Annotated in this window: 14 protein-coding genes; 4 read left to right on the forward strand and 10 right to left on the reverse strand. The window is 54.4% G+C overall.

The annotated features are described in order from the left end of the window. Nucleotides 1-33: 33 nt before the first annotated feature. Nucleotides 34-1683 (reverse strand): BamA/TamA family outer membrane protein, encoded by a 1650-nt coding sequence (locus tag E1N14_RS01600; RefSeq protein ID WP_025011610.1) that lies wholly within the window; start codon nt 1681-1683, stop codon nt 34-36. Nucleotides 1684-1839: 156 nt separating this feature from the next. Continuing rightward, entirely contained in the window at nt 1840-3060 is a 1221-nt protein-coding gene (locus E1N14_RS01605; protein WP_025889321.1) for a threonine/serine exporter family protein, read from the reverse strand. A gap of 216 nt (nt 3061-3276) precedes the next feature. Here E1N14_RS01605 and E1N14_RS01610 point away from each other — a divergent pair, with 216 nt between their 5' ends. Together E1N14_RS01610 and E1N14_RS01615 are read left to right on the forward strand one after the other, a co-directional pair. Further along, entirely contained in the window at nt 3277-3681 is a 405-nt protein-coding gene (locus E1N14_RS01610; RefSeq protein ID WP_025011611.1) for an MAPEG family protein, read from the forward strand. A gap of 175 nt (nt 3682-3856) precedes the next feature. Continuing rightward, nucleotides 3857-6211 carry a YgiQ family radical SAM protein gene (locus E1N14_RS01615; RefSeq protein ID WP_037437444.1) on the forward strand — a complete coding sequence of 785 codons (2355 nt, stop codon included), beginning with the start codon at nt 3857-3859 and terminating at the stop codon, nt 6209-6211. Nucleotides 6212-6269: 58 nt separating this feature from the next. On the opposite strand, the gene E1N14_RS01620 is transcribed toward E1N14_RS01615, so the two are convergent. Then, complete coding sequence (locus E1N14_RS01620) at nt 6270-6881, reverse strand: TetR/AcrR family transcriptional regulator (RefSeq protein WP_025011612.1); 612 nt, start codon at nt 6879-6881, stop codon at nt 6270-6272. A 559-nt stretch (nt 6882-7440) separates the two neighbouring features. Between E1N14_RS01620 and E1N14_RS01625 the strand changes: the two genes are divergently transcribed. Then, nucleotides 7441-8898: an MFS transporter gene (locus E1N14_RS01625; RefSeq protein ID WP_062793760.1), complete on the forward strand. Its 1458-nt coding sequence runs from the start codon at nt 7441-7443 to the stop codon at nt 8896-8898. On the opposite strand, the gene E1N14_RS01630 is transcribed toward E1N14_RS01625, so the two are convergent. From E1N14_RS01630 to speFL, 5 genes are all read right to left on the reverse strand, one after another. Continuing rightward, nucleotides 8895-11588 carry a DEAD/DEAH box helicase gene (locus E1N14_RS01630; protein WP_025011935.1) on the reverse strand — a complete coding sequence of 898 codons (2694 nt, stop codon included), beginning with the start codon at nt 11586-11588 and terminating at the stop codon, nt 8895-8897. The genes E1N14_RS01625 and E1N14_RS01630 overlap by 4 nt on opposite strands. A gap of 269 nt (nt 11589-11857) precedes the next feature. Next, entirely contained in the window at nt 11858-13012 is a 1155-nt protein-coding gene (locus E1N14_RS01635) for a porin (RefSeq protein ID WP_025011934.1), read from the reverse strand. Between the two features lie 77 nt (nt 13013-13089). After that, the gene (gene potE / locus E1N14_RS01640; protein WP_028780970.1) at nt 13090-14409 is read right to left on the reverse strand and encodes a putrescine-ornithine antiporter; all 1320 of its coding nucleotides are present in this window, start codon (nt 14407-14409) and stop codon (nt 13090-13092) included. A 58-nt stretch (nt 14410-14467) separates the two neighbouring features. Further along, the gene (gene speF, locus E1N14_RS01645; protein ID WP_025011933.1) at nt 14468-16633 is read right to left on the reverse strand and encodes an ornithine decarboxylase SpeF; all 2166 of its coding nucleotides are present in this window, start codon (nt 16631-16633) and stop codon (nt 14468-14470) included. A gap of 268 nt (nt 16634-16901) precedes the next feature. Then, entirely contained in the window at nt 16902-17033 is a 132-nt protein-coding gene (gene speFL / locus E1N14_RS22205; protein ID WP_412495063.1) for a leader peptide SpeFL, read from the reverse strand. Between the two features lie 407 nt (nt 17034-17440). On the opposite strand from speFL, the gene E1N14_RS01655 reads away from it, so the two are divergent. Further along, entirely contained in the window at nt 17441-17776 is a 336-nt protein-coding gene (locus E1N14_RS01655) for a YkvA family protein (protein WP_025011932.1), read from the forward strand. A 36-nt stretch (nt 17777-17812) separates the two neighbouring features. Here the strand turns inward: E1N14_RS01655 and E1N14_RS01660 are convergent, their stop codons facing one another. Continuing rightward, on the reverse strand, nt 17813-18871 hold the full coding sequence (locus tag E1N14_RS01660) for a porin (RefSeq protein ID WP_025011931.1): 1059 nt from the start codon (nt 18869-18871) through the stop codon (nt 17813-17815). Between the two features lie 103 nt (nt 18872-18974). Then, a complete protein-coding gene (locus tag E1N14_RS01665; protein WP_044733495.1) occupies nt 18975-19940 on the reverse strand; it encodes a formate dehydrogenase subunit gamma in 966 nt (321 codons plus the stop codon). Nucleotides 19941-19955 lie beyond the last annotated feature (15 nt).

A 19955-nucleotide genomic window follows, 5' to 3' on the forward strand; every position in this document is an offset into this window, starting at 1 on the left:
TGCAGAGTTTGCCGCTGGGGTGGCAAAGTCAGCCTAGAAACTCTGCTTCACTTGAAAGCGCCATTCCCAGCCGTCCACTTCCTCGCCCCGGGTAAAGGGCACGCTGAAATCGATATGGGCGACATGACCATAACTGGAGCGGGAAGAGTAGATTCTGGCACCTATGCCGATAGAGCCTATGGGGCCTGAGACTTCGTTGTCATTGGCCATGGCACCACCAAAGGCCTGACCGACATCGATAAAGGCGGCCCAGCCCAATTCTGCCAGTTGGTAGAGGTTGATATTGGGGTAATAGCGGATTTCGCCGGTCAGCAGCCATTGATTGTCACCGTGCTGGTAGTCGTTGGGATAACCGCGAATGCCGGTTTCATCCCCCAGCGCAAAGGGACGGTCGATATAGTTGTTGTTGGAGTTGGACAGCCGCACCTTGGAATAGGCGGTCCACTTGGGGGTGAACTTATAGAAATACTCGGCGGCAACATTCACTTGATAAAAGTCCCGTTGCCGGGTGGCCAGGGTGGCTTCGCCGCCAAATGCCAGCAATAGCAGCTCCTTGCCCTCAAAGTAACCGCGACTGCTGCGCCAGTTGAGGTGATAGCCAAGATTGTCACTGTCTTTGGTTTCCAGCCCCAATTTAACGCTGTGATGCCAGCCGAGGTTGAAGTCTTCGTTATAGTTGACCAGGTGAATATTGGTCAGTACCCGAAAATCATCCTGCAAGTACTCCCATTCTACCCAAGGGTAGAGAAAGTCTCTGTCCTGAGGCAAGGGCTGCTGCGGGTATTGAGGCAGGGCATGAAAGCTGTGCTTATCCTGAGTAACTCCAAGGCGTAATCTTTGCCGGCTCTGGTTCTCTTTGGCGAACATAAAGCCCCAGTAGAGGTTGCGATAGCGGATTTCTTCATCGAACTCGTTGATGTCCAGGCCGTTTTGGCGAATGGTGTCGATTCTGTCTTCATCCAGATACTCGGCGCCGTAGGCCCGGGGGTCGTCCAGGGTATAGAAAGGCTTGTCGAAATACAGTTGTTTGGCCTGACCATCGCTGTTGTCATAGAAGTTGGCCGCCACAGTGGCATTTTTGATGATGTTCAGCGGCATTTCGAATGCCACCTTGTAGCCGGTTCTGTCCTCGTCGGATTGGTACTTCAAACGGGTGCGAATCCCCAGGCCAAGAATATTGTCGTCTTTCAGCCCTACGGAGAAGCTGTTGTTGCCGCCGCTGCGTCCCAGGCTGATGGTGGGCAGCAGCGACCATTGATCCCAGGTTTCCACCAGCAAGGTTTCACCATCAGGCTGTTGATCGGCACTCGGGTCGGCCTTGACCACAGAGATCCTGGCGTCTCTGAGATAGGGCTCACGCCTAAGGATCCGCTGCGCTTCTTCCAACTGCCTTGGGGTCACTTCCTGCCCCTCCTGGATACTGAGGCGATTGAGGATCACCGACTCCCGGGTATTGATATGCAAGGCGTTGGCCCAATTGTGCAGGAAGATGGCGTTGTCGGCAGACTCGTCGAAAATTGGGTTGCTGACCACCACAATTTTGCCAACCTTGAACCGCTCAGGGAGTGGGTTTTGGCCTTGGGAAGACGAGGTTGTGCTATCGCCTGCGATGCCGGTGTCGGCCAAAACGGAGAGACTGGCAAACAGGGTTGCCAGAAGCAAGACACTGCGGCTTGTTGCCATAGACTGCCTCCTCTCGGTAGTGAATATCGGGCTGATATTCACACTTCAATAACACAACCGAATAGGCGGTTAGTCAAGGCGACAGTCGAAATAAAGTAATGATTTAGCTTGTAATAAACTATCTTTTCCCGGCGCTAATGCCCACGGCAGCAGCGTTTAGAGGGTGTTTCTCGGCGGTACCACCACGTTGGAGAAGATAAGCCCGGCGATCAGTGACATAAATATCAGAAAGATCTGCGACCCCAGATGCGACTGGTTCAACATAGTTTCACCCGAGATCAGCACATTGAGGCCGATATAGGTCTTGGAGCCAGGTACCAGGATGACTATCCCCTGCAGCAGAGCGATGGAGGCCGGTGCCTTCATCCAGCGGGCAAACAGGTTGGCGTAAATACCCACGGCCAGGGCGCCGAAGAAGATCCCCAGAGAATCCCCCAGATAGAGGCCGCCGAACATGGCGGAGAAGAAGGCCACAATACCGGCCAGTACGCCCCAGGGAGCATCTTTGAGCCTGGCCTTGAAGATAAACACCAGCGCCATGGAGAGTATGGGCACCGCCGACCAGATGGCCCAGCGAGGCAGCGGCATTGGTTCGATATAGAGGGATTCGCCGAACAGGGCATTGCCTATTGCCACGCCGAGTACGGCGCCGAAATAGAGTTTGAACAGCAGCATTACCGCATCCATGATCCTCATGGTGCCTGACATGAGATCCCTTGCCGCCAGTTCGGCCAGGCCCAGGGTCAGCGCCAGGCCGGGAATAAAGACGATGATCCCCGACAGTACCACCACGGGGATATTCAGCCCGGCATCCAGTTGCGCCAGGCCACAGGCGGCGAAACCGGCCAGCATGGCGGCCAGAGGCTCCAGCAGTTCGGCCATCCGCCGCGAGCGTTCGGCGCTGAATACCAAGCCATAGACCAGCATGCCTATCAAGGCCGACCAGAACACATCATTCCAGCTGCTGCCCATCAGCATGGCAAAGGCGGCGGCCGAGGTACCAAAGGCGCCCAGGGTTAACATAGGGCCATAGGGATTGGGCTTGTTGGCTATCTCATCCAGCCGTTCCAGCGCTTCACTCAGGCTGCGTTGCCCCAGGCTCAGCTCCTGCACTAAGGCGTCGGTACGGGCAAGTGACCCCAGATCCAGCTCGCCGGGTTTGACTCTGGCAACATGGTTGTATTCCTGATCTGTGTCGTGCTGCAGCACAAAGGTCATCGAAGTGGGCGAGATCAGAAAATAGCCTTCGATGCCGAGCGTCTTGGCCACTGTCTGCAAGTGGGTTTCGAGCCGATAAGCCGGGGTGCCGAACTTATGCAGAGCCTTACCCAACTTAATGATAAAACGGCGCTTTTCAATGAATTCTTGATTATCCACTCGGTTTCCCACTGTGCCCTTGGTTGGATGGACGGTTTTTTGCCCGCGCGGATTCTACAGCAAGGGGGCTGAATCCGGTTAATGACATTTTAAAAATTATTTCCTTTATGTGAGCTTAAGTGCAAGCTTGTTGCGTTAAGGTTGATTGGCTGCGCTTGGACAGCGTCGCATCAGCCAAGGCTGAACAGAGAATTTCAAAAGGAGATAGAAGAACTTATGTCATTGTTTATATCGGGTTTTTATGCCGCATTGACGGGGCTTTTGGTCTTGGCTTTGGCCTACCGGGTGGTGCGTTTGCGCCGTGCTTACAAGATAGGCCTGGGCGATGGCGGTAACGATGCACTGCATTTGGCCAACCGGGTACACGGCAACCTGCTGGAAAATGCCCCGATAGCCTTGCTGCTTTTGGTGCTGGCCGAGGCCAACGGCATGGCCGGCGTTTGGTTACATCTACTGGGGACGATTTGGCTGGTGGCCAGATTGCTGCATGCCATAGGTCTGACCCAAGGCAAGGGCGGTTACCACCCGGGCCGTTTCCTAGGCACCTTGTTCACCTGGATAAGCATACTCGTGCTGGCGCTGTTTAACCTCTGGCAGTATGTGGGGCGCTTATTGCTCTGAGCCCGAAATAAGCCACAATCCTAGTAGGGCCTTGGCTTGCAGGCACACACAAGGGGTACAAATAGTCGGCAATTGGTGAAAAATTAGTCACACTTAACCAGGTTAGCCTGTTATACTCCGCGGCCCTGAGGCAGCGTGGCTGCCGTGTGTCGAATCCTCTGATGGTCAGTCTCAAATGCAAGTCGAATCCAGCTTATTTCAGTATCCCAAGTATTGGGCCGAGTGTTACGGCACGGCTCCCTTTCTGCCCATGTCCCGCAAGGAGATGGAACAACTGGGATGGGACAGCTGTGATGTGATCCTGGTGACAGGTGATGCCTATGTGGATCACCCCAGTTTCGGCATGGCGGTGATAGGCCGTTTGCTGGAAGCGCAGGGATTCAGAGTGGGGATCATCTCGCAGCCGGATTGGTCCAGCAAAGAGGCCTTTATGAGCCTGGGTAAACCGAATCTGTTTTTCGGGGTCACTGCAGGCAATATGGATTCGATGATCAACCGTTATACGGCCGATCGTAAACTGCGCCACGACGATGCCTATACCCCGGGCAATGAAGGCGGCAAGCGCCCGGATCGCGCCGTGACGGTTTATACCCAGCGCTGTAAGGAAGCCTTTAAAGAGGTGCCCGTGGTCATAGGCGGTATCGAGGCCAGCCTGCGGCGGATTGCCCACTATGACTATTGGTCCGACAAAGTGCGCCGCAGTGTGATTTTTGATGCCAAGGCCGACATCCTGATCTACGGTAATGCCGAGCGGCCGCTGGTGGAAGTGGCGCACCGTCTCGCCAAGGGTGAAACCATGGCGCAGATGCAGAATATCCGCGGCACAGCGGTTATCCGAAAAGAGCCACTGCCAGAATGGCGCGGCATGGACTCGCGCAAGATAGATCAGTTGCACAAAATTGACCCTATCCCCAATCCCTATGGCGCCGATGATGTCGGCTGCCAGAACTTGTCCGGGCCATCCGACAAGAAGATCTTCGACAACGACGCTCCCAAGCCCATCAGTGTGCAGCCACCCAAGCCAAGGCCCTGGGAGCAGACCTATGTGTTGCTGCCGGCCTTCGAGCGGGTGAGTGAAGACAGATACCTGTACGCCCATGCATCGAGGATTTTGCATCAGGAGCAAAACCCAGGTTGTGCCAGAGCCCTGTTCCAGCCCCACGGCGATCGTGGTGTTTGGGTCAACCCACCGGCCTGGCCGCTCAACACAGATGAGATGGATGCGGTATTCGACTTGCCTTACGCCAGGGTGCCACACCCGGTTTACGGCAAGGCCAAGATCCCGGCCTACGACATGATCAAGACCTCGATCAATATCATGCGAGGCTGTTTCGGTGGCTGCTCATTTTGTTCGATAACCGAGCATGAAGGGCGGATTATCCAGAGCCGCTCGAAAGAATCAATTATCAAAGAAATTAAAGATATACAGCAGAAAGTGCCTGGATTTACCGGGGTGATTTCCGATCTCGGCGGCCCAACGGCCAACATGTATCGTCTCGGCTGCAAGAGCGAAAAGGCCGAAAAAACCTGTCGGCGCTTATCCTGTGTCTTTCCCGGCATCTGTGGCCATTTGGACACAGATCATCAGCACACCATAGATCTTTACCGCGCCGCCCGGGATGTTCCCGGGATCAAGAAGGTGCTGATCGCCTCCGGCGTGCGTTATGACCTGGCGATTGAAGATCCGCGTTACGTTAAAGAGCTGGCCAAGCACCATGTGGGCGGCTATCTCAAGATAGCGCCGGAACATACCGAAGAGGGGCCTTTATCCAAGATGATGAAGCCAGGTATGGGCACCTACGACAAGTTCAAGGAGCTGTTCGACCAATACTCGGCCGAAGCGGGTAAGCAGCAGTATCTGATCCCCTATTTTATTTCGGCTCACCCGGGCACCACGGACGAGGACATGCTCAACCTGGCGCTGTGGCTCAAGGAGCGTAAGTTCAAGCTGGATCAGGTGCAGAACTTCTACCCATCGCCTATGGCCAATGCCACAACCATCTACCACACAGAGCTGAACTCGTTGAAAAACGTCAAACACAGCAGCGAAGAGGTGCCGGTGGCCAAGAAGGGGCGCCAGCGGCGACTGCATAAGGCCTTGCTGCGCTATCACGACAGCGCAGGTTGGCCGCTGATCCGCGAGGCGCTTATCGCCATGGGGAAACAGCATCTTATCGGCACTGGGCCACAGCATCTGGTGCCCCCGGAAGGCCGCGCCGAAGCCTGGGCCGGTAAGCATAACCGCAAGGGGGCCGACAAGGGTCGCCAGGGACTCACCCGTTTCAGCGACAATCAGTTTGCAGAGCGCAGCGGCAAAGCCGCCAAGGGTAAGCCAACCGAAGGGGCCAAAGGCGGTAACAAGGCCGGAAAAGGCAAGGGTGGCGACCACACAACAACAGGCAAAGTGGCAACAGCTAAAGGCTCCAAGCCCGGCAGTGGCAAAGCCAGACCCGGAGCCAGGCCCGTCTTTGGCCATACCCAGAGTCACAGTCAGGGTAAAAGCCAGGGCCAGAGTAAGAAATCAAAGTAAAAACCCAAGACGATAGAGGGCGCTAGCAAGCCTTTGTTCTAAACAAGGGCTGCGTAGGCTAACAGCCCAGCAGACGCCGGAATTCCAGTGACAGATCTTCGCCGAGTTGTTGCGCCGTCGCTTGGCGGTCCGTGATGCCGTTATGCATGGCGTTGTCTACCGCGCCATGCATGCCGTGATAGAGGATGATGGCGCTCAGCTCTGGCCTTTCCAACTGCCAGGCGCCATGGCGCTTGCCGCTTAGCAAAAGCTCAATAATCTGCGCCAACACCCGATCCCGCTCGCTGTTGCCGTGACCGTGGTAATAGTTGTCATGGAAGAGCAGGTCGTGCAGCTCTATACCGGCCAGATAGGCGTTGACACTGGCCCGGCACCAAACATCCAGTCGTGTCGGCCAGTCATCGCTATCGCAGGCATCCATTGCCAGTTGCACCTGCTCGACAAAATGCCGGCTAAAGCGTTGCCGCAGAGCCGAGAGTATCTCCGGCTTGGCATTGAAGTAGTGGTAAAAAGTCCCCTTGGCGACCTTGGCCTCGCGCACTATGTCGCTGACTGTAGTGGCTTCAAACCCCTTCTCAATAAATAACTTCTGTGCCGCATCCATGAGTTCATCGAGACGAACCTCTGCCGGTTTAGTGCGTGGAGCCCCCGGGGTGCTGTTATTTGTCATTAGCCATACCACTCAATATAAGAAGTTTGATCTGCCAGGAAACTGCGTCGGCCAGGATAATGTTTTTCTTGGCCGATTGGCCGCCAAATTCTTTCATACTCGCCGAGTGAATCAAGCCCCTGTGCATAAGGAAGGTGCGAATAAGTCCTCGTGGCCTTCTCTTTTGTAGAGAGTGGCTTACACAGCAATTGGCGTTCAAGGCATCTGACTGAAGGCATGCCGGGGCCTGTCGAAGTCGGATAACGCAGAGAGCCGGTTGCTGTGAAAGCCCCGAAGGGCGTGGCTTACAGGCCTGCCTGCTGTGTTGTGCTTCTTGCAAAGGACTAGGGCCATTTGCGGCGAACCACGCCTTGCATCCAAGCCAGTAAGCCGACGCAGAGCACACATGGGATTTGTTCGCACCTTCCTTAGGTCGGAATCGGCATTCATCCTACCTAAAGTGCTGATCCAAGGCCAGATGCCGACCATCCAGTGATTGTAAATGCCATTGACCGACGGTCGGTCGAAATCTATATTGAGAATTATTCTCAAAAATAACTGAGCTTCAAGGAGGAACAGCATGTCTTCTCTGCGTCAGGCCGCTCTGCTTGCGGCCATCTGTCTGGGCACTTTTATGGCGACTCTGGATATCAGCATAGTCAATGTCGCCTTGCCGACAATGAAACAGGAGTTGGCAATCAGCATGGCGGATTCCCAATGGGTGGTGAACGCCTATGCCCTGTGTTTATCGGCTTTAATTCTTTCTTCCGGGCCGCTGGGGGACCGTTTTGGCCGCAAGTTGTTGTGGCTCTGCGGGGTCGTGCTGTTCACTCTGGGTTCAATCGCCTGCGCCATGGCAGACTCTCTGTGGCTGTTACTTCTGGGAAGGGTGATTCAAGGGATTGCCGGTGCCGCCGTTATCCCGGGAGCCCTGTCCCTGTTGACCCACGCCTTTTCTGATGTTGGCGCCCGCACCCGCGCGATAGGCATCTGGTCATCGGTCAGTGCCCTGTCACTGATACTGGGGCCGATAGTCGGCGGTTTGCTGGTGCAGCATGTGGGTTGGCAGAGCATTTTCTGGATCAATGTCCCCATAGGCATAATCGCATTACTGCTGGGGGCTTGGGGGCTGGACGAGAGTGCCGACCCGGAACAGGCGGCACTGGATTTTGCCGGGCAGTTGCTCAGCATACTTTTCCTTGGGGGACTGACCTATGGCCTTATCGGCTTGGGTGAGCATGATTGGTTGAGTTATCACACCTTGGTGCCGCTGCTGTTGGCCGCCATTTTGTTTGCGGTCTTTATCCGGGTTGAACTTAAGGTGCCGCGGCCACTGCTGCCGCTGAAGTTGTTTCGGCAGCGGGACTTTGGTTGCTATAACTCGGCTTCCTTTGTGTTGGGCTTTTCTGCCTACAGCAGCGTGTTTTTTATGTCGCTGTTTTTTCAGGAAGCGCAGCGTTGGGATGCCGCCGAGGCCGGTTGGCGGATGGCGCCCGAGTTTATCGCCATGGCTGTGGCGGCCATGGGGTTTGGCCGCCTGGCGGCGAACTTTGGAGTCAGGCGACTGATGAGTCTGGGGTATGGATTGATGGCTTTGGCGCTCATGTTGCTGTCAAACCTGCAAGCGGAAACGGCTTATTTTCTGACGGCGGGCTATCTTGCCCTGCTTGGTTTGGGAATGGGGCTAGCGGTACCGGCAACCAGTGAGCTGGTGATGGCCAGTGTCGGGGCTCAGCGCTCGGGCATGGCTTCGGCCACCATGAATGCCGTGAGGCAGACGGGTATGACCTTGGGGATCGCCCTCTTGGGTACTCTAATGAATCGGGTCATCTACACGGCCAAAGAGACTGAAAGTGGGGGACAGTTTGATCCGAGTGGGATAGCAGCGATAAATCATCAAGCGGTTGCCGCCGGCTTTGGGGTCGCCATGTTTTGGGCCGGCGTGCTTTGTTTGGGGATGACCTTATGGTTACTGCTGCTGCGTCATCCCCGTTTGGGCTCGCTTGCGGCAGCCAAAACCGCTTCTGATGATTGTTAACTCTGGGGTTCCCGAGTCAGCTTACTGCGAATGCGTTCGATACAGGCACCGGGATTTTTCAACCAGAGTCCATAGCTGATGGGCAACATGGGCACCTTGGCCCGCTGCAGTATCTTGTATGTGTCCAGTTCAAAAAAGTCCATCCAGGGGCCGGGAAAGCCTATGAGATCCAGCGCCAGATACTCGCCCTGCCAGCGGCAGAGGATATCCACCTCTGTGCCGGCTATCTCATAGCCCGGCCAGGTTTCGATATTGTGCCCGGCCAAGGCGTCACAAAGCTGGCGCTGAAATTGATCCAACTGGTCATTTTGCCTGTGCCGAGCATTGAATTGACGGCTGGATTCCAGATAGAGGCGCAGCAGTGAGTTGCTCGGCAGCTCTTGGGCCGCCACCGAAACAAACAGGTGCTGTTGTTCCCTGGCGCGGGTAATGGCTACATTGAACACATCTTCGCGGTTGAGATATACCGCGGCTCTCTTGCTATGTGGGTCAACGGCGAAGGAGAGATACATAATGTCGCGCTCCTCTCCCTGAAAACCAAAGGGGGTGTCGGCCCGCAAGCGATACTTTTCCAGCTCGGTGGCGGAAAACTGTTTGAACAAAGCATCGGCCAGCGCATCGGCCTGAGCTCTAAAAGGCGATAACACTCCCAGCGACTTGGTCATTCCCGCTTGTTCGCAGCTGTCTATCTGCTGCCTTATCAGGTTGCACAGTGCACTGATTTCAGCCTGGTTGACTCCCTGTTCACTGCGCTCGCCCATCACTGAGTGCAGATGCAGATGGCCGCTGCTGGTACAGGGTCTGTGCTGCATTATCCGCAACCGCTGCTGATAAAACTGCGAGTTGCTGAAGCTGATAAGCTCGGGAGCGCTGCGAAAGTGCTCATCGAGAAAGGCGACCTGCTGCTGGGAGGCTATCTGCTCGGCCACCAGATCCAAAATCGATTTATCGCGATAGCTGCAGATGCCGGATTGCGCAGTGGATACGCCATGCAGTTGTTGCAACGCCTGCTCTTTGCTGCGGGACAGGAAAGAGATATGCCTGAGCTGCTTGCCATCGCCGACGACCAGTGCCCGTTTGGCCCGAAACAGCGCCGGTAAGGCGCTGGTGATATTGCTCTGGCTGGCTTCATCGAAGATAACCAGATCGAATAGCTCCCGCTGCAGCGGCAATACCTTGTGAAGGGTGTTGAGGCTCACCAGCCAGATGGGAAACGCCTGCTGCAACACCTGGTAATCCAAGGTATCGAACAGTGCAAACTGTCGCTGTGAGGTGCGGGAACGAATCGCTTGATTGAAAGTTTGCAGCTGTTGCCTGTGGTTGTTCAGCAAGCCGGCGACCCGGCTGGCTTTGACATTTTGCAGCAACTTGGCCGCCAACGCCTCTTTGGTTGTCAGACTATCGTTCAACTCATCCAGGGTGTCCCAATGTTGGCTCAGGTTTTCCATGCTGTGGCCAAACAGAGCAAGATAGAGCTGCAATAACCAGCGCCGCTGTGAGCGTTCCAGTTTGTGCAGCCTTTGACCGCGGCGAATGGCGCGGCGTAAAAATCGCAGCAGCCGGCGTTCTGAGTTGTCCAGTTGCCGGTTCAATAAATTGAGCTGGCTTTCCAACTGTCGCGGGGGTGTGTGCTCAAGTGAATGATAGCCGTCCAGCAGATTGCTGAGATAATCCTTGAGCTGTTTCAGGAAGGCCTTTTGTCCCGCCCGCAGGCTGATGTCCTTGAGCCCGAACTGACTCTCAAGCTTGTCGTTAATGACATCGAGCGCATGCTCGTTGTTGGCAACGATCAGCACAGACTCGCCCCGGGCCATATGTTCGGTCGCGACGGCGGCTATGGTATAACTCTTGCCGGTTCCCGGCGGCCCGACAACGCAGCCAAGACTGTGGCCGGCGCCTATCTCCAGCACTTGCTGCTGTGCCCGGGACAAGAGGCAGGGCAGGTACTGGCTTTTGAGGCGGCGCTTGGCTTCGGTCTTGGGTGGCAGTTGTGTTCCCATCAGATTCTGCAGCGGCGCCGAGAGTTCGGCCGCATTCATCATGGCAGAGATCTCATGCAGTATGCCGCGACTGGCGCTGGGGCGTTTCAGAAACACCAGTGCCGATGCCGGCACCAGAGTTAACTTACGCTTGCGGGTCAGGCGGGCGAGGCTGTCATAGCCTGTCAGTTTGGGGAATCCCAGCAGCCCCAGGGTATCTATGTTCTGGTGGCTCTGGCTCAACAGCGAGGTCCAGCTGTCGGGGCGCTCGGGAGCGAAGATGGCATCAAAGCCGGCTTCCATAGTGTCTTCCGGCAATAACAGCCGCAGCAAGGGCTCGTTAATCTGCAGGGCCCCCTCTTTGAGGGAAACATAGAAGCTGCCGTCATCCTCTTCCAACTGGGCTTCTTTAAAAACCAGAGGGCTGAGTACAGTGCGGGTCTGCCCCTCTTCCTTTAGCTGGCCGACCACGAAATGGGAAACATAGAGCAGTTGGCGCTCGCGCTGGTACATGGCGATTCTGGGTAGGAGCTGCGCCCCTGCTTCATGGGCGATTGGCTGTCTTGGCAGGAAGCCTGAAAGCAGCGAATCCTCGCCCTCAATAAACAACCTGTCTTCCTGGTTTAGTTTGCCAAGGTGCCACAGATTAAGGTCGACACAATCTTCCTTATAGCAATCCTGGTAGTAAGCGAGTAATGGTTTGGCGGGCATGACCTTGGCTACTTTTTTGCGTTGGCGCGACTGCATCCACTGAAGCCGCGGGATGGCAAGTATCCTAACGGTTTAGGCGTAAGCTTTCCAGAAATGCGCCTTGATGCCGGTTGTTTTGAGTGGAGCCTGGGGGCATATCTCCCGCCAAACTTTTCGGATTCAAGTAAAAAAACCACCCTGGAAGGAAGTGGGGTCAGGGTGGCCGAGCGTGCCTGGCAAAAAGGGTACTGCCAGCAATGGAGCGGGAGTGTGCCGCTATAGAAGTTCAGTTAAAAGAAGTAGTTGATCCCCACTGCGAAGTTATTGTCCTGGGCGGCATCTTCGGCCGGGTCATCCATGTCGCTGAAGTCCAGTTTGGCCTCAAAGAACATCACAGTGTCTCTGCTGTATCTATAGTGCAGACCCACCATGGCAAACTGGCGACGCCAGTCCCCTTGAATGGCGCTGTGCTGATCTGTATCCAGATCTAGGTAGCTGAGCATGGCAATGGGCACAAAGCCGTTGTCGTATTGGTAGGCCACCATCAGTTCGGCGCCGGTGGCGTCGTACAGTTCACCGCCAACCAGTTCGTTGTTGTCACTCTTGTGGGCGTTGAAACCCACATACAAACCGCTGGCTTCACGGTTGGGTGCATAGTGATAATAGTCGCCATACATGGCACCTATGCCTACTATCTGGTTGGTCACCTTGAGTTCGCTGCCTTCCAGGTGGCCATCGATATCACCACGGTTGAAGCCGGCCAGTAGTTTGAACTTGTCGGTGACGCTGTAGGTCAGGCTGGCACCGTAGCTGGAATCAAAGTCCAGTTCAGAGTTGGCCAGTGGTTCGCCGTTGCTGTCTTGTACCGAGACCTCACCATCTTGCTTGGCGGCGTATTGCAGTGCCAGATGCAGTGGGCCAAAGTCATTGCGGTATTGGAATGCGGCATCGGCGCGTCCGGTACCCGTTAGGCCACCATCGCCGAAGGTGTAAGCGCCGACGGCATAACCGGCCACGACATTGGGTAAGTCTGTGGTACCGGCCACGTCATAATAGGCACCCCACTGCTTCCCGAAAGTCAGGCTACCCCAGGTATCGTGGGACAGACCGACATAACCCAGGCGGTTGTTAAGGAAGTCATCGGTTTTCTCTGCGGCGAGTCTGCCGCCCTGTAGCACCAGATTGTCATCACTGGTGACCATGTTGATGCCCCATTCGGTGACAGCATAGGCGGTCCAGCCGTTGCGCTCTTTACGCTCGAAGCTCAAACGTATCCTTGACGTGTCGTCAATTACTGAGGTCTCGTGGCCATCATTGTAGGCGGCGAAACCCAGCCAGCCGCTGATGCCAAAGCTATTGGTATCATCGTTGTACAGATCGATTGCCTGGGCTGAGCCGCAGAGCAGCAGCGCAGGGATTGCCAGCGCCAGTATTGTCTTGTTCATAGTCCACCTCATCCAATATTGTTATTGATTTAACTTTTAGGTGGGCGCGCACGCAGGGGAGTGCACACCCGTAAGCCTTAAGCGTGTTTCAATTTTTGCTTGTCGTTTTTGTTGGAAATAATGCCGAACAGGGTCCAACCGAAGAAAGTTGCGATAGAACCCAGCATCACGGCGGTTTCACCTGAGCTATAGAGGGCATAGAAGCTGTACAGGGCACCAATTACGGCCATAAAGTTGGCAATTCGGGCCTGTTTTACAGGGATATTCAATTGCTTTTGCATCACACCCAGAGCAGCCATGGAAAGGATGTATGGGATGATGTTGGTGACCACGGCCAGGTTAACCAGCGCCTCAAACTGTTTGCTCAGCGATGGGCTGATGGTCATCAGTGACAGTACGGTTTGTACCGAAACGATGATCAGCATGCCGACAACCGGGGCGTCTTTCTTGGTTACCTTGGAGAAGGCTTTAGGGAAGAAACCTTCATCGGCAGATGACTTGAACACCTGGGCGATGGTGAACTGCCAACCCAGCAGGGAACCGGTACAAGAGATGATGGCACAGGCCATGACGATAGAACCGATAGTGGGGTTGAACATTTGCGCAAAGGCCAGACCGAAAGGTGCGTTGGACAGCGCCAGCTCACCGTTGGGCACAATACCGGCGATCACGTTGGTAGAGATGATATAGATAACCGCTGCACCTATGGTGCCGCCCATTACCGCGATAGGCACGTTTTTCTCTGGGTTCTCTACTGCTTCAGAGTTGGCACAGGCAGATTCCAATCCCAGGAAGGCCCACAGTGTCATGGCGATTGAGCCACCCAGAGCCTTGAAGAATGGCATGTCGTGGGGGTTCCAGGCCGCTTTGTACAGGTCAAAGTCGAACCAGAACCAACCTATGAGGGACACCCCGATAACCGGAATGATAATCCCCCACACGGTAACACTGGATACCTGACCTGTGATGCGGGCACCACCGAAGTTGGCCACAGTGGCCAGCCAGAGCACACCTATTGTGGCCAGACAGATAGCGATGGGGCTGAGTTCGACACCGAACAGCACGGCACCATAGCCCACGGCGGAAATCGCGATGGCCACGTTGGCGATCAACAGAGATACCGCATAGGTATAGTTGGCCATAAAGTTGCCACTGCGACCGAAGGCATACTCGGCATAACCGCCCATACCACCGGATTTTTTGCTGAACATACCGCACTTGGCAAAGGCGTAGGCCAATGCCGTTGAACCCGCTGCCGTTACCAACCAGGACAGAATTGAAATCGTTCCCACCTGAGCCAGCTGGGTTGGCAGCATAATGATACCTGAGCCCATCATGTTCACTATGGTGAGTATGGTTAGCTGAACCACGCCAATTTTATTATTTGCTTTGCTCATAATTATTTACCTAAGTCATGTTGCCAGGTGGCGGGGCGCCATGCCCCGCCGCTTATGGTTAAGCTTTCAGGACATAGCCCATGGCCTGTTGCCGGCCTTCAGGGGTTTGTTCCAGATACACGCCTTGCAGCTCAGGTGAGAAACCCGGCAGCAGATTGATCCCTTCTTCCAGGGCGAGGAAGTAACGTTGAACTGCGCCACCCCAGATCTCGCCGGGAACCACACAGAGCACTCCCGGTGGGTAAGGCAGGGCGCCTTCGGCCGCGATGCGTCCTTCCACCTGTGACAGGGGCACCAGCTCCACATTGCCGCGGATAAACTCTATGTTGGCTTCCTGTGGGTTCATCACGGCTTTGGGGAAGTGGGCCTGGCGGAACATCTCTTTTTGCAGCTGTTTTACATCATGGCTGACATAGAGGTCGTGCATCTCCTGACACAGCTGGCGTATGGTGTAACCCTGATAGCGTTCCTTGTTGGCGTTGTAGACATTGGGCAGCACTTCAGACAGCGGCGCATCTTCATCGACCAGCTTCTCGAAGCGGGCAATCTGAGATACCAGATGCTGCATCTTGGCCATGTTTTCGGCCGGGGTGATCAGGAACAGAATCGAGTTGAGGTCGCACTTCTCCGGAATGATGTTATTTTCACGCAGGAAGTTGGCCAGAATCGTCGCCGGAATACCGAAGTTGGTGTACTTGCCGGTTTCGGCATCGATACCCGGAGTCGTCAGCAGGAACTTACAAGGGTCGACGAAGTATTGGCCTTTCTCATATCCCTCGAAGGCATGCCATTTCTGACCGGGTTCGAATTCGAAGAAGCGCAGGTCATCGGCCATCTGTTCGGTTTCATGATCCTGCCATGGGGTACCTTCTATCATTGGCGGAATGAATGGCTTGATATATTTGCACTTTTTCAGCAGTAGTTTACGGGCTTCGATACCGGCTTTCACCGCCTCACGCCACAGGAAGCGGCCACTGGCGCCTTCGTGCATCTTGGCGTTGACATCCAGTGCGGCAAACAGCGGATAGAAGGGGCTGGTGGAGGCGTGCAACATAAAGGCGTTGTTGAAACGTTTATGGTTGCAGTATCTGTCCTGGCCCTTGATATGGCTGTCTTTCTTGTGGATTTGCGAGGTTTGTGAGAAACCGGCCTGTTGTTTGTGTACCGACTGGGTCACCAGGATCCCCGGATCTTCTGCGGTCAGCTCCAGCAACAGCGGTGAGCAGTCGTTCATCATGGGGATAAACTGCTCATAGCCCACCCAGGCGGAGTCAAACAATATGTAGTCACACAGGTGACCTATCTTGTCCACGACCTGACGGGCGTTATATATGGTGCCGTCGTAGGTACCCAGCTGGATCACCGCCAGACGGAAGGGGCGCTTGGCATCGGCACGGCTGGGGTCAACCTTGCGTACTTCTTCGCGCAGATAGTTTTCGCTGAAACAATGGGCATCGATACCGCCGATAAAGCCGAAGGGGTTACGGGCAGTTTCCAGATAAACCGGGGTAGCACCGGCCTGGATCAGCGCGCCGTGGTGGTTTGACTTATGGTTATTGCGGTCAAACAGTACCAGATCGCCCTTGGTCAGCAGCGCATTACACACCACCTTGTTGGAGGCTGAAGTGCCGTTGAGGACAAAGTAAGTCTTGTCGGCATTGAATACTTTGGCGGCATGCTTCTGGGCATCACAGGGGGCGCCTTCGTGGATCAACAGGTCGCCCAGTCTGACGTCGGCGTTACACATGTCGGAGCGGAATACTGTTTCGCCAAAGAAATCAAAAAACTGACGGCCAACAGGGTGCTTACGGAAGAACTGGCCGCCTTGGTGTCCTGGGCAGGCAAAGGTGGAGTTACCCATTTCCACATATTTCTTCAGTGTACCGAAGAAAGGTGGCAGCAGGGCCTGCTCATATTTATTGAGCGCGGTTTCTACCTGTTTGCCGTAAAACTCAGTACTGCTGCTGGCGCACAGCTCAAATACGCCAGTAATGGAAGAGCAGATATCATCGGGAAAGGCTTCTTCACAACATACGGCAACGAAGATCGGCAGTTTCAGGCCTGTGTTATTGATTTTGTCGACTATACCGTTATTAACGTCTGTGACTGAAACAACCACGGCACCAATATCGCAAAAGTCGGTAGTTAATACGTTGACCACTTCTCTTTCAGTATCAAAACAAGAACGAACAGATAAACTTGCTGCAATTTTTAGTGATTTCATAAAATAACCTTATTTAAAAAAGTCAGCAGGGCTCGTATCGGAAAATAAATTCCAATATTAAAATTTAGATAAAGTCAGCCCTGGGCTGATATATTCAAGCAGCGATATTTATGTAAGGCGTAGAGATACCATGACGAATGCTTCGTCAGAGAAAAGGTATAAGAAAGCCTTACCGTTACGCGTGCAGGATATTACCGGCCGAGTAAAAGCAACTAATTGTATGTATTGGGGATGCTAAGGAGATGGATGCGCGGAGCAGCCTATCTCCTCAGTCAGCGATGATTGAGGCGGGGAAAAAGTAGGAGTAGTCAAAATAGTCACGATGGGTTGGCATCATGATATGTCGGGTGCGCCTTATATGCGCCATGATTTTGGAATTTCTCTTCATATACAACTCCATTACGTTTAGAGAAAAGCACTGGTGATAACTTAATTGCGAGTTTATATCTGGCCAAAAAATAAAAGTATGAGCTAAGTCATAGTTCCAATCACTTGTGAAAAAGTGTATCTGCTTATTTTAAATTTTTATTGTTTTTAATGAGTTGTACCAAAAATTTACACTTTATATTTATATATTGTTTTGGTTATACATAAAATAAGGAACATTTAAAATAAATGGATATGTATGATATATCGATATATTTGAGATTATATTGCGATTATTTGATTAAATATTCACTTTATTAAGACTGTTGCATAAAGGTAAATGAGTCGGCGGATTATTCCAGTATCAGACATTTGTATGGTGCTTGACGTTGTCGGGGCCTGGGTTGAATACTGTCCTCTATATCGGCAGTGGAGAGTGAGATGGAACAAGAGCAGTACAGCGACAGTGGTTTCTGGGCCAAACTCAAGGGTTATGCCAGGCAGGCCGGCAGGGAGGTAGTGCAAAAGGCACTCTGGCTATACTATGCCGCCCAAAGACCCGATACCCCCAAATGGGCCAAGACGGTGATCTTTGGCGCCCTGGCGTATTTCATTACTCCCTTGGATGCCATTCCGGATCTGACGCCCTTGGTGGGTTTCAGTGATGATCTCGGTGCGCTGGCAGCGGCACTGACCATGGTGAGCCTCTACGTGAATGCCGAGGTGAAGCAGGAAGCCGATCAGACGCTGAAGCGCTGGTTTGGGGATGAGCAGTAACTCAAGGTTGGCCGTCCCTGGCCCAATGGAGAAGGTTCAGAAGCGCCAGTTCAGATCGAAGTCGTAGCGAATGCCTATGGCAATGCTCTTGTCGGTGGTACCTTGTTCGTTGTCTTGCTGCAGGTACTCCAGGTGCAGGCGTACATTGCCGGCGGGGTTCCACTCCAGTGTGGTGTTGAATCCCTGATAATCCAAGCTGATATCTGACTCCAGTCCATCATCGAAGCGGAAGTAACCCAGCTTGAGTTTGTAATCCTGCCACAGCGGGATCGCCACTGCCGCATCCAGGGTGCTGCCATCCCGGTCTTCGCTGCCTGTCAATTGATAGTCTTTGTACTGGTAGGCGAGCGCCAGGTAGATACCGTTGTCGAAGCTGTAGGCCACAGCGGCGGCGCTGGTCTTATCCTTGCCGGTTTTCAGCTCACCCTCGAAATTGTCCTGTTCCAGATAGCTCACCCCCAGATGCAAACCCTGCCAGTCAAAGCCCAGACCCGCATTGATGGCATCGGCGCCGCTGTTATCGCCTTCACCATCGAAACGCGCCGAGGCCATCAGGGTAAAGTGCTGTAACTTAAACTGGTACAACGCCAGGTTGTCGGCGAAGAAGGGGCTTTCCTGGTTGTAGGCAAACGGGCTGTTGGCGTTGTTGAATATGTCTGTGTATTCGGCCACCAGGGTGTACTGCACCGGCCGCTGGCGGCCAAAGCTGAGTTGACCATAGGGTGAATCCACCCCGGCAAATGCCAGCCTGGCATCGCCGAAGCTGCCATCACCATTGAGGTTGATTTTCCATTCACCCTGAGCCAGCAAGGCCCAGCCGGGGGCAAATTCGGTGCGGCCCTTGACGCCGATACGGGACAGGGCATCGCCCACATCCCACTCATCTGTGATGTCACTGTCGCTGTAAACCAGGGTCGGGCGCAGTGAACCATAGAGGCTGAAGCTGGTGTTCTCGGCGCTGGAGCTGACTTGTTGCTGTTCCAGGCGTTGCAGGCGCTGGTCAATCTGCTGCCAGTCACCGTTGCTGTTATTATCGGCCGCCATTGCTGTCAGCGGCAGGGCACAACTGAGTAAATACAGGGAAGATGTTCGCATCTGTTTGTCCCTCATTTGGGTATAGGGATCCCCGACCCATCAGGGCCGTGGTTGCCATAGGTTTGGAAAACCCTCCCCCGGGAGCAGGAGGAGGGCGCAGGGGTTATTTGCCTTTGGAGAGGCTGTCGTACCAGAGGTTGTGGTGCTGTTTCGCCCAGTTTTCGTCGCACTTGCCACTGAGCATACATTCCATACCGCCTTCAGAGATCACTGTGGCCATATAGATGTGCACTATTGTAAAGGCGCCGAGTACGAAGGCACTGACAAGGTGGAGGATCAATGCCAGATTGGCACCGTCTTTGGTGGCCACCAGGCTTGGGAACATAAGCACCAGACCCGAGCCGACCATCAGGGCACCGAACAAGGCGAAGCACCAGAACCAGAGTTTTTCACCGGCATTGGCAAAACCGGCATCCGGATGCTTGCCTTTGAAGGGGCCGAAGTTCAGATAGCCGCCAACCACTTTGAGCCAGCCGATATCACAGGCTTCCGGCAGCTGCTTACCGGCCCATTTGACCACCATGACCGCCCATCCCAGGATGAAGGGGAAGGCCATCAGGTCATGCAGGGCTACCGAAGTACCGATAAAGCCGGTCCAGTGGGAGGCGCCCATGTTGGGTTCCAGCCAGAAGCGGCCGGCAACCATAATAAGGCCTGTGATGATCAGCAGTAGGCAGGCGATGGCGCCCACCCAGTGCACCAGCACATCCATGCCACTCCAGCGGTCGACCTTTTTGCCGGAAAAGCCCTGGCTCAGCTTGGCTTTACCATTGATGGCCACGAACAATGCCAGCAGTACTATCATGCCAAAGAAGCTGTAGCTCAGGAGGTCGGCCCACCAGGAGGCCGGCGCCAGAGTATCGAGATACCCTTGATTGACAGGGGGCAACGCGTCCGGGAACTGTGCCTGTTGCGGCATGCCCCTGAGTTCGGGGATATCGCCCTGAATTGCCACTTCCTGTATCGGTTGCCACTGTTGTGGCTCGGGTGTCAGAGTGTCGGCAGCCAGCAGCGGTAAGCTGAATACTAAGGCCACAGCACCTGAGATAAAGGCATTTAAACTTTTCATGTCAAATCCTTAAAC

The organism is Shewanella algae (assembly GCF_009183365.2).
In the GTDB taxonomy this organism is placed as follows: domain Bacteria; phylum Pseudomonadota; class Gammaproteobacteria; order Enterobacterales; family Shewanellaceae; genus Shewanella; species Shewanella algae.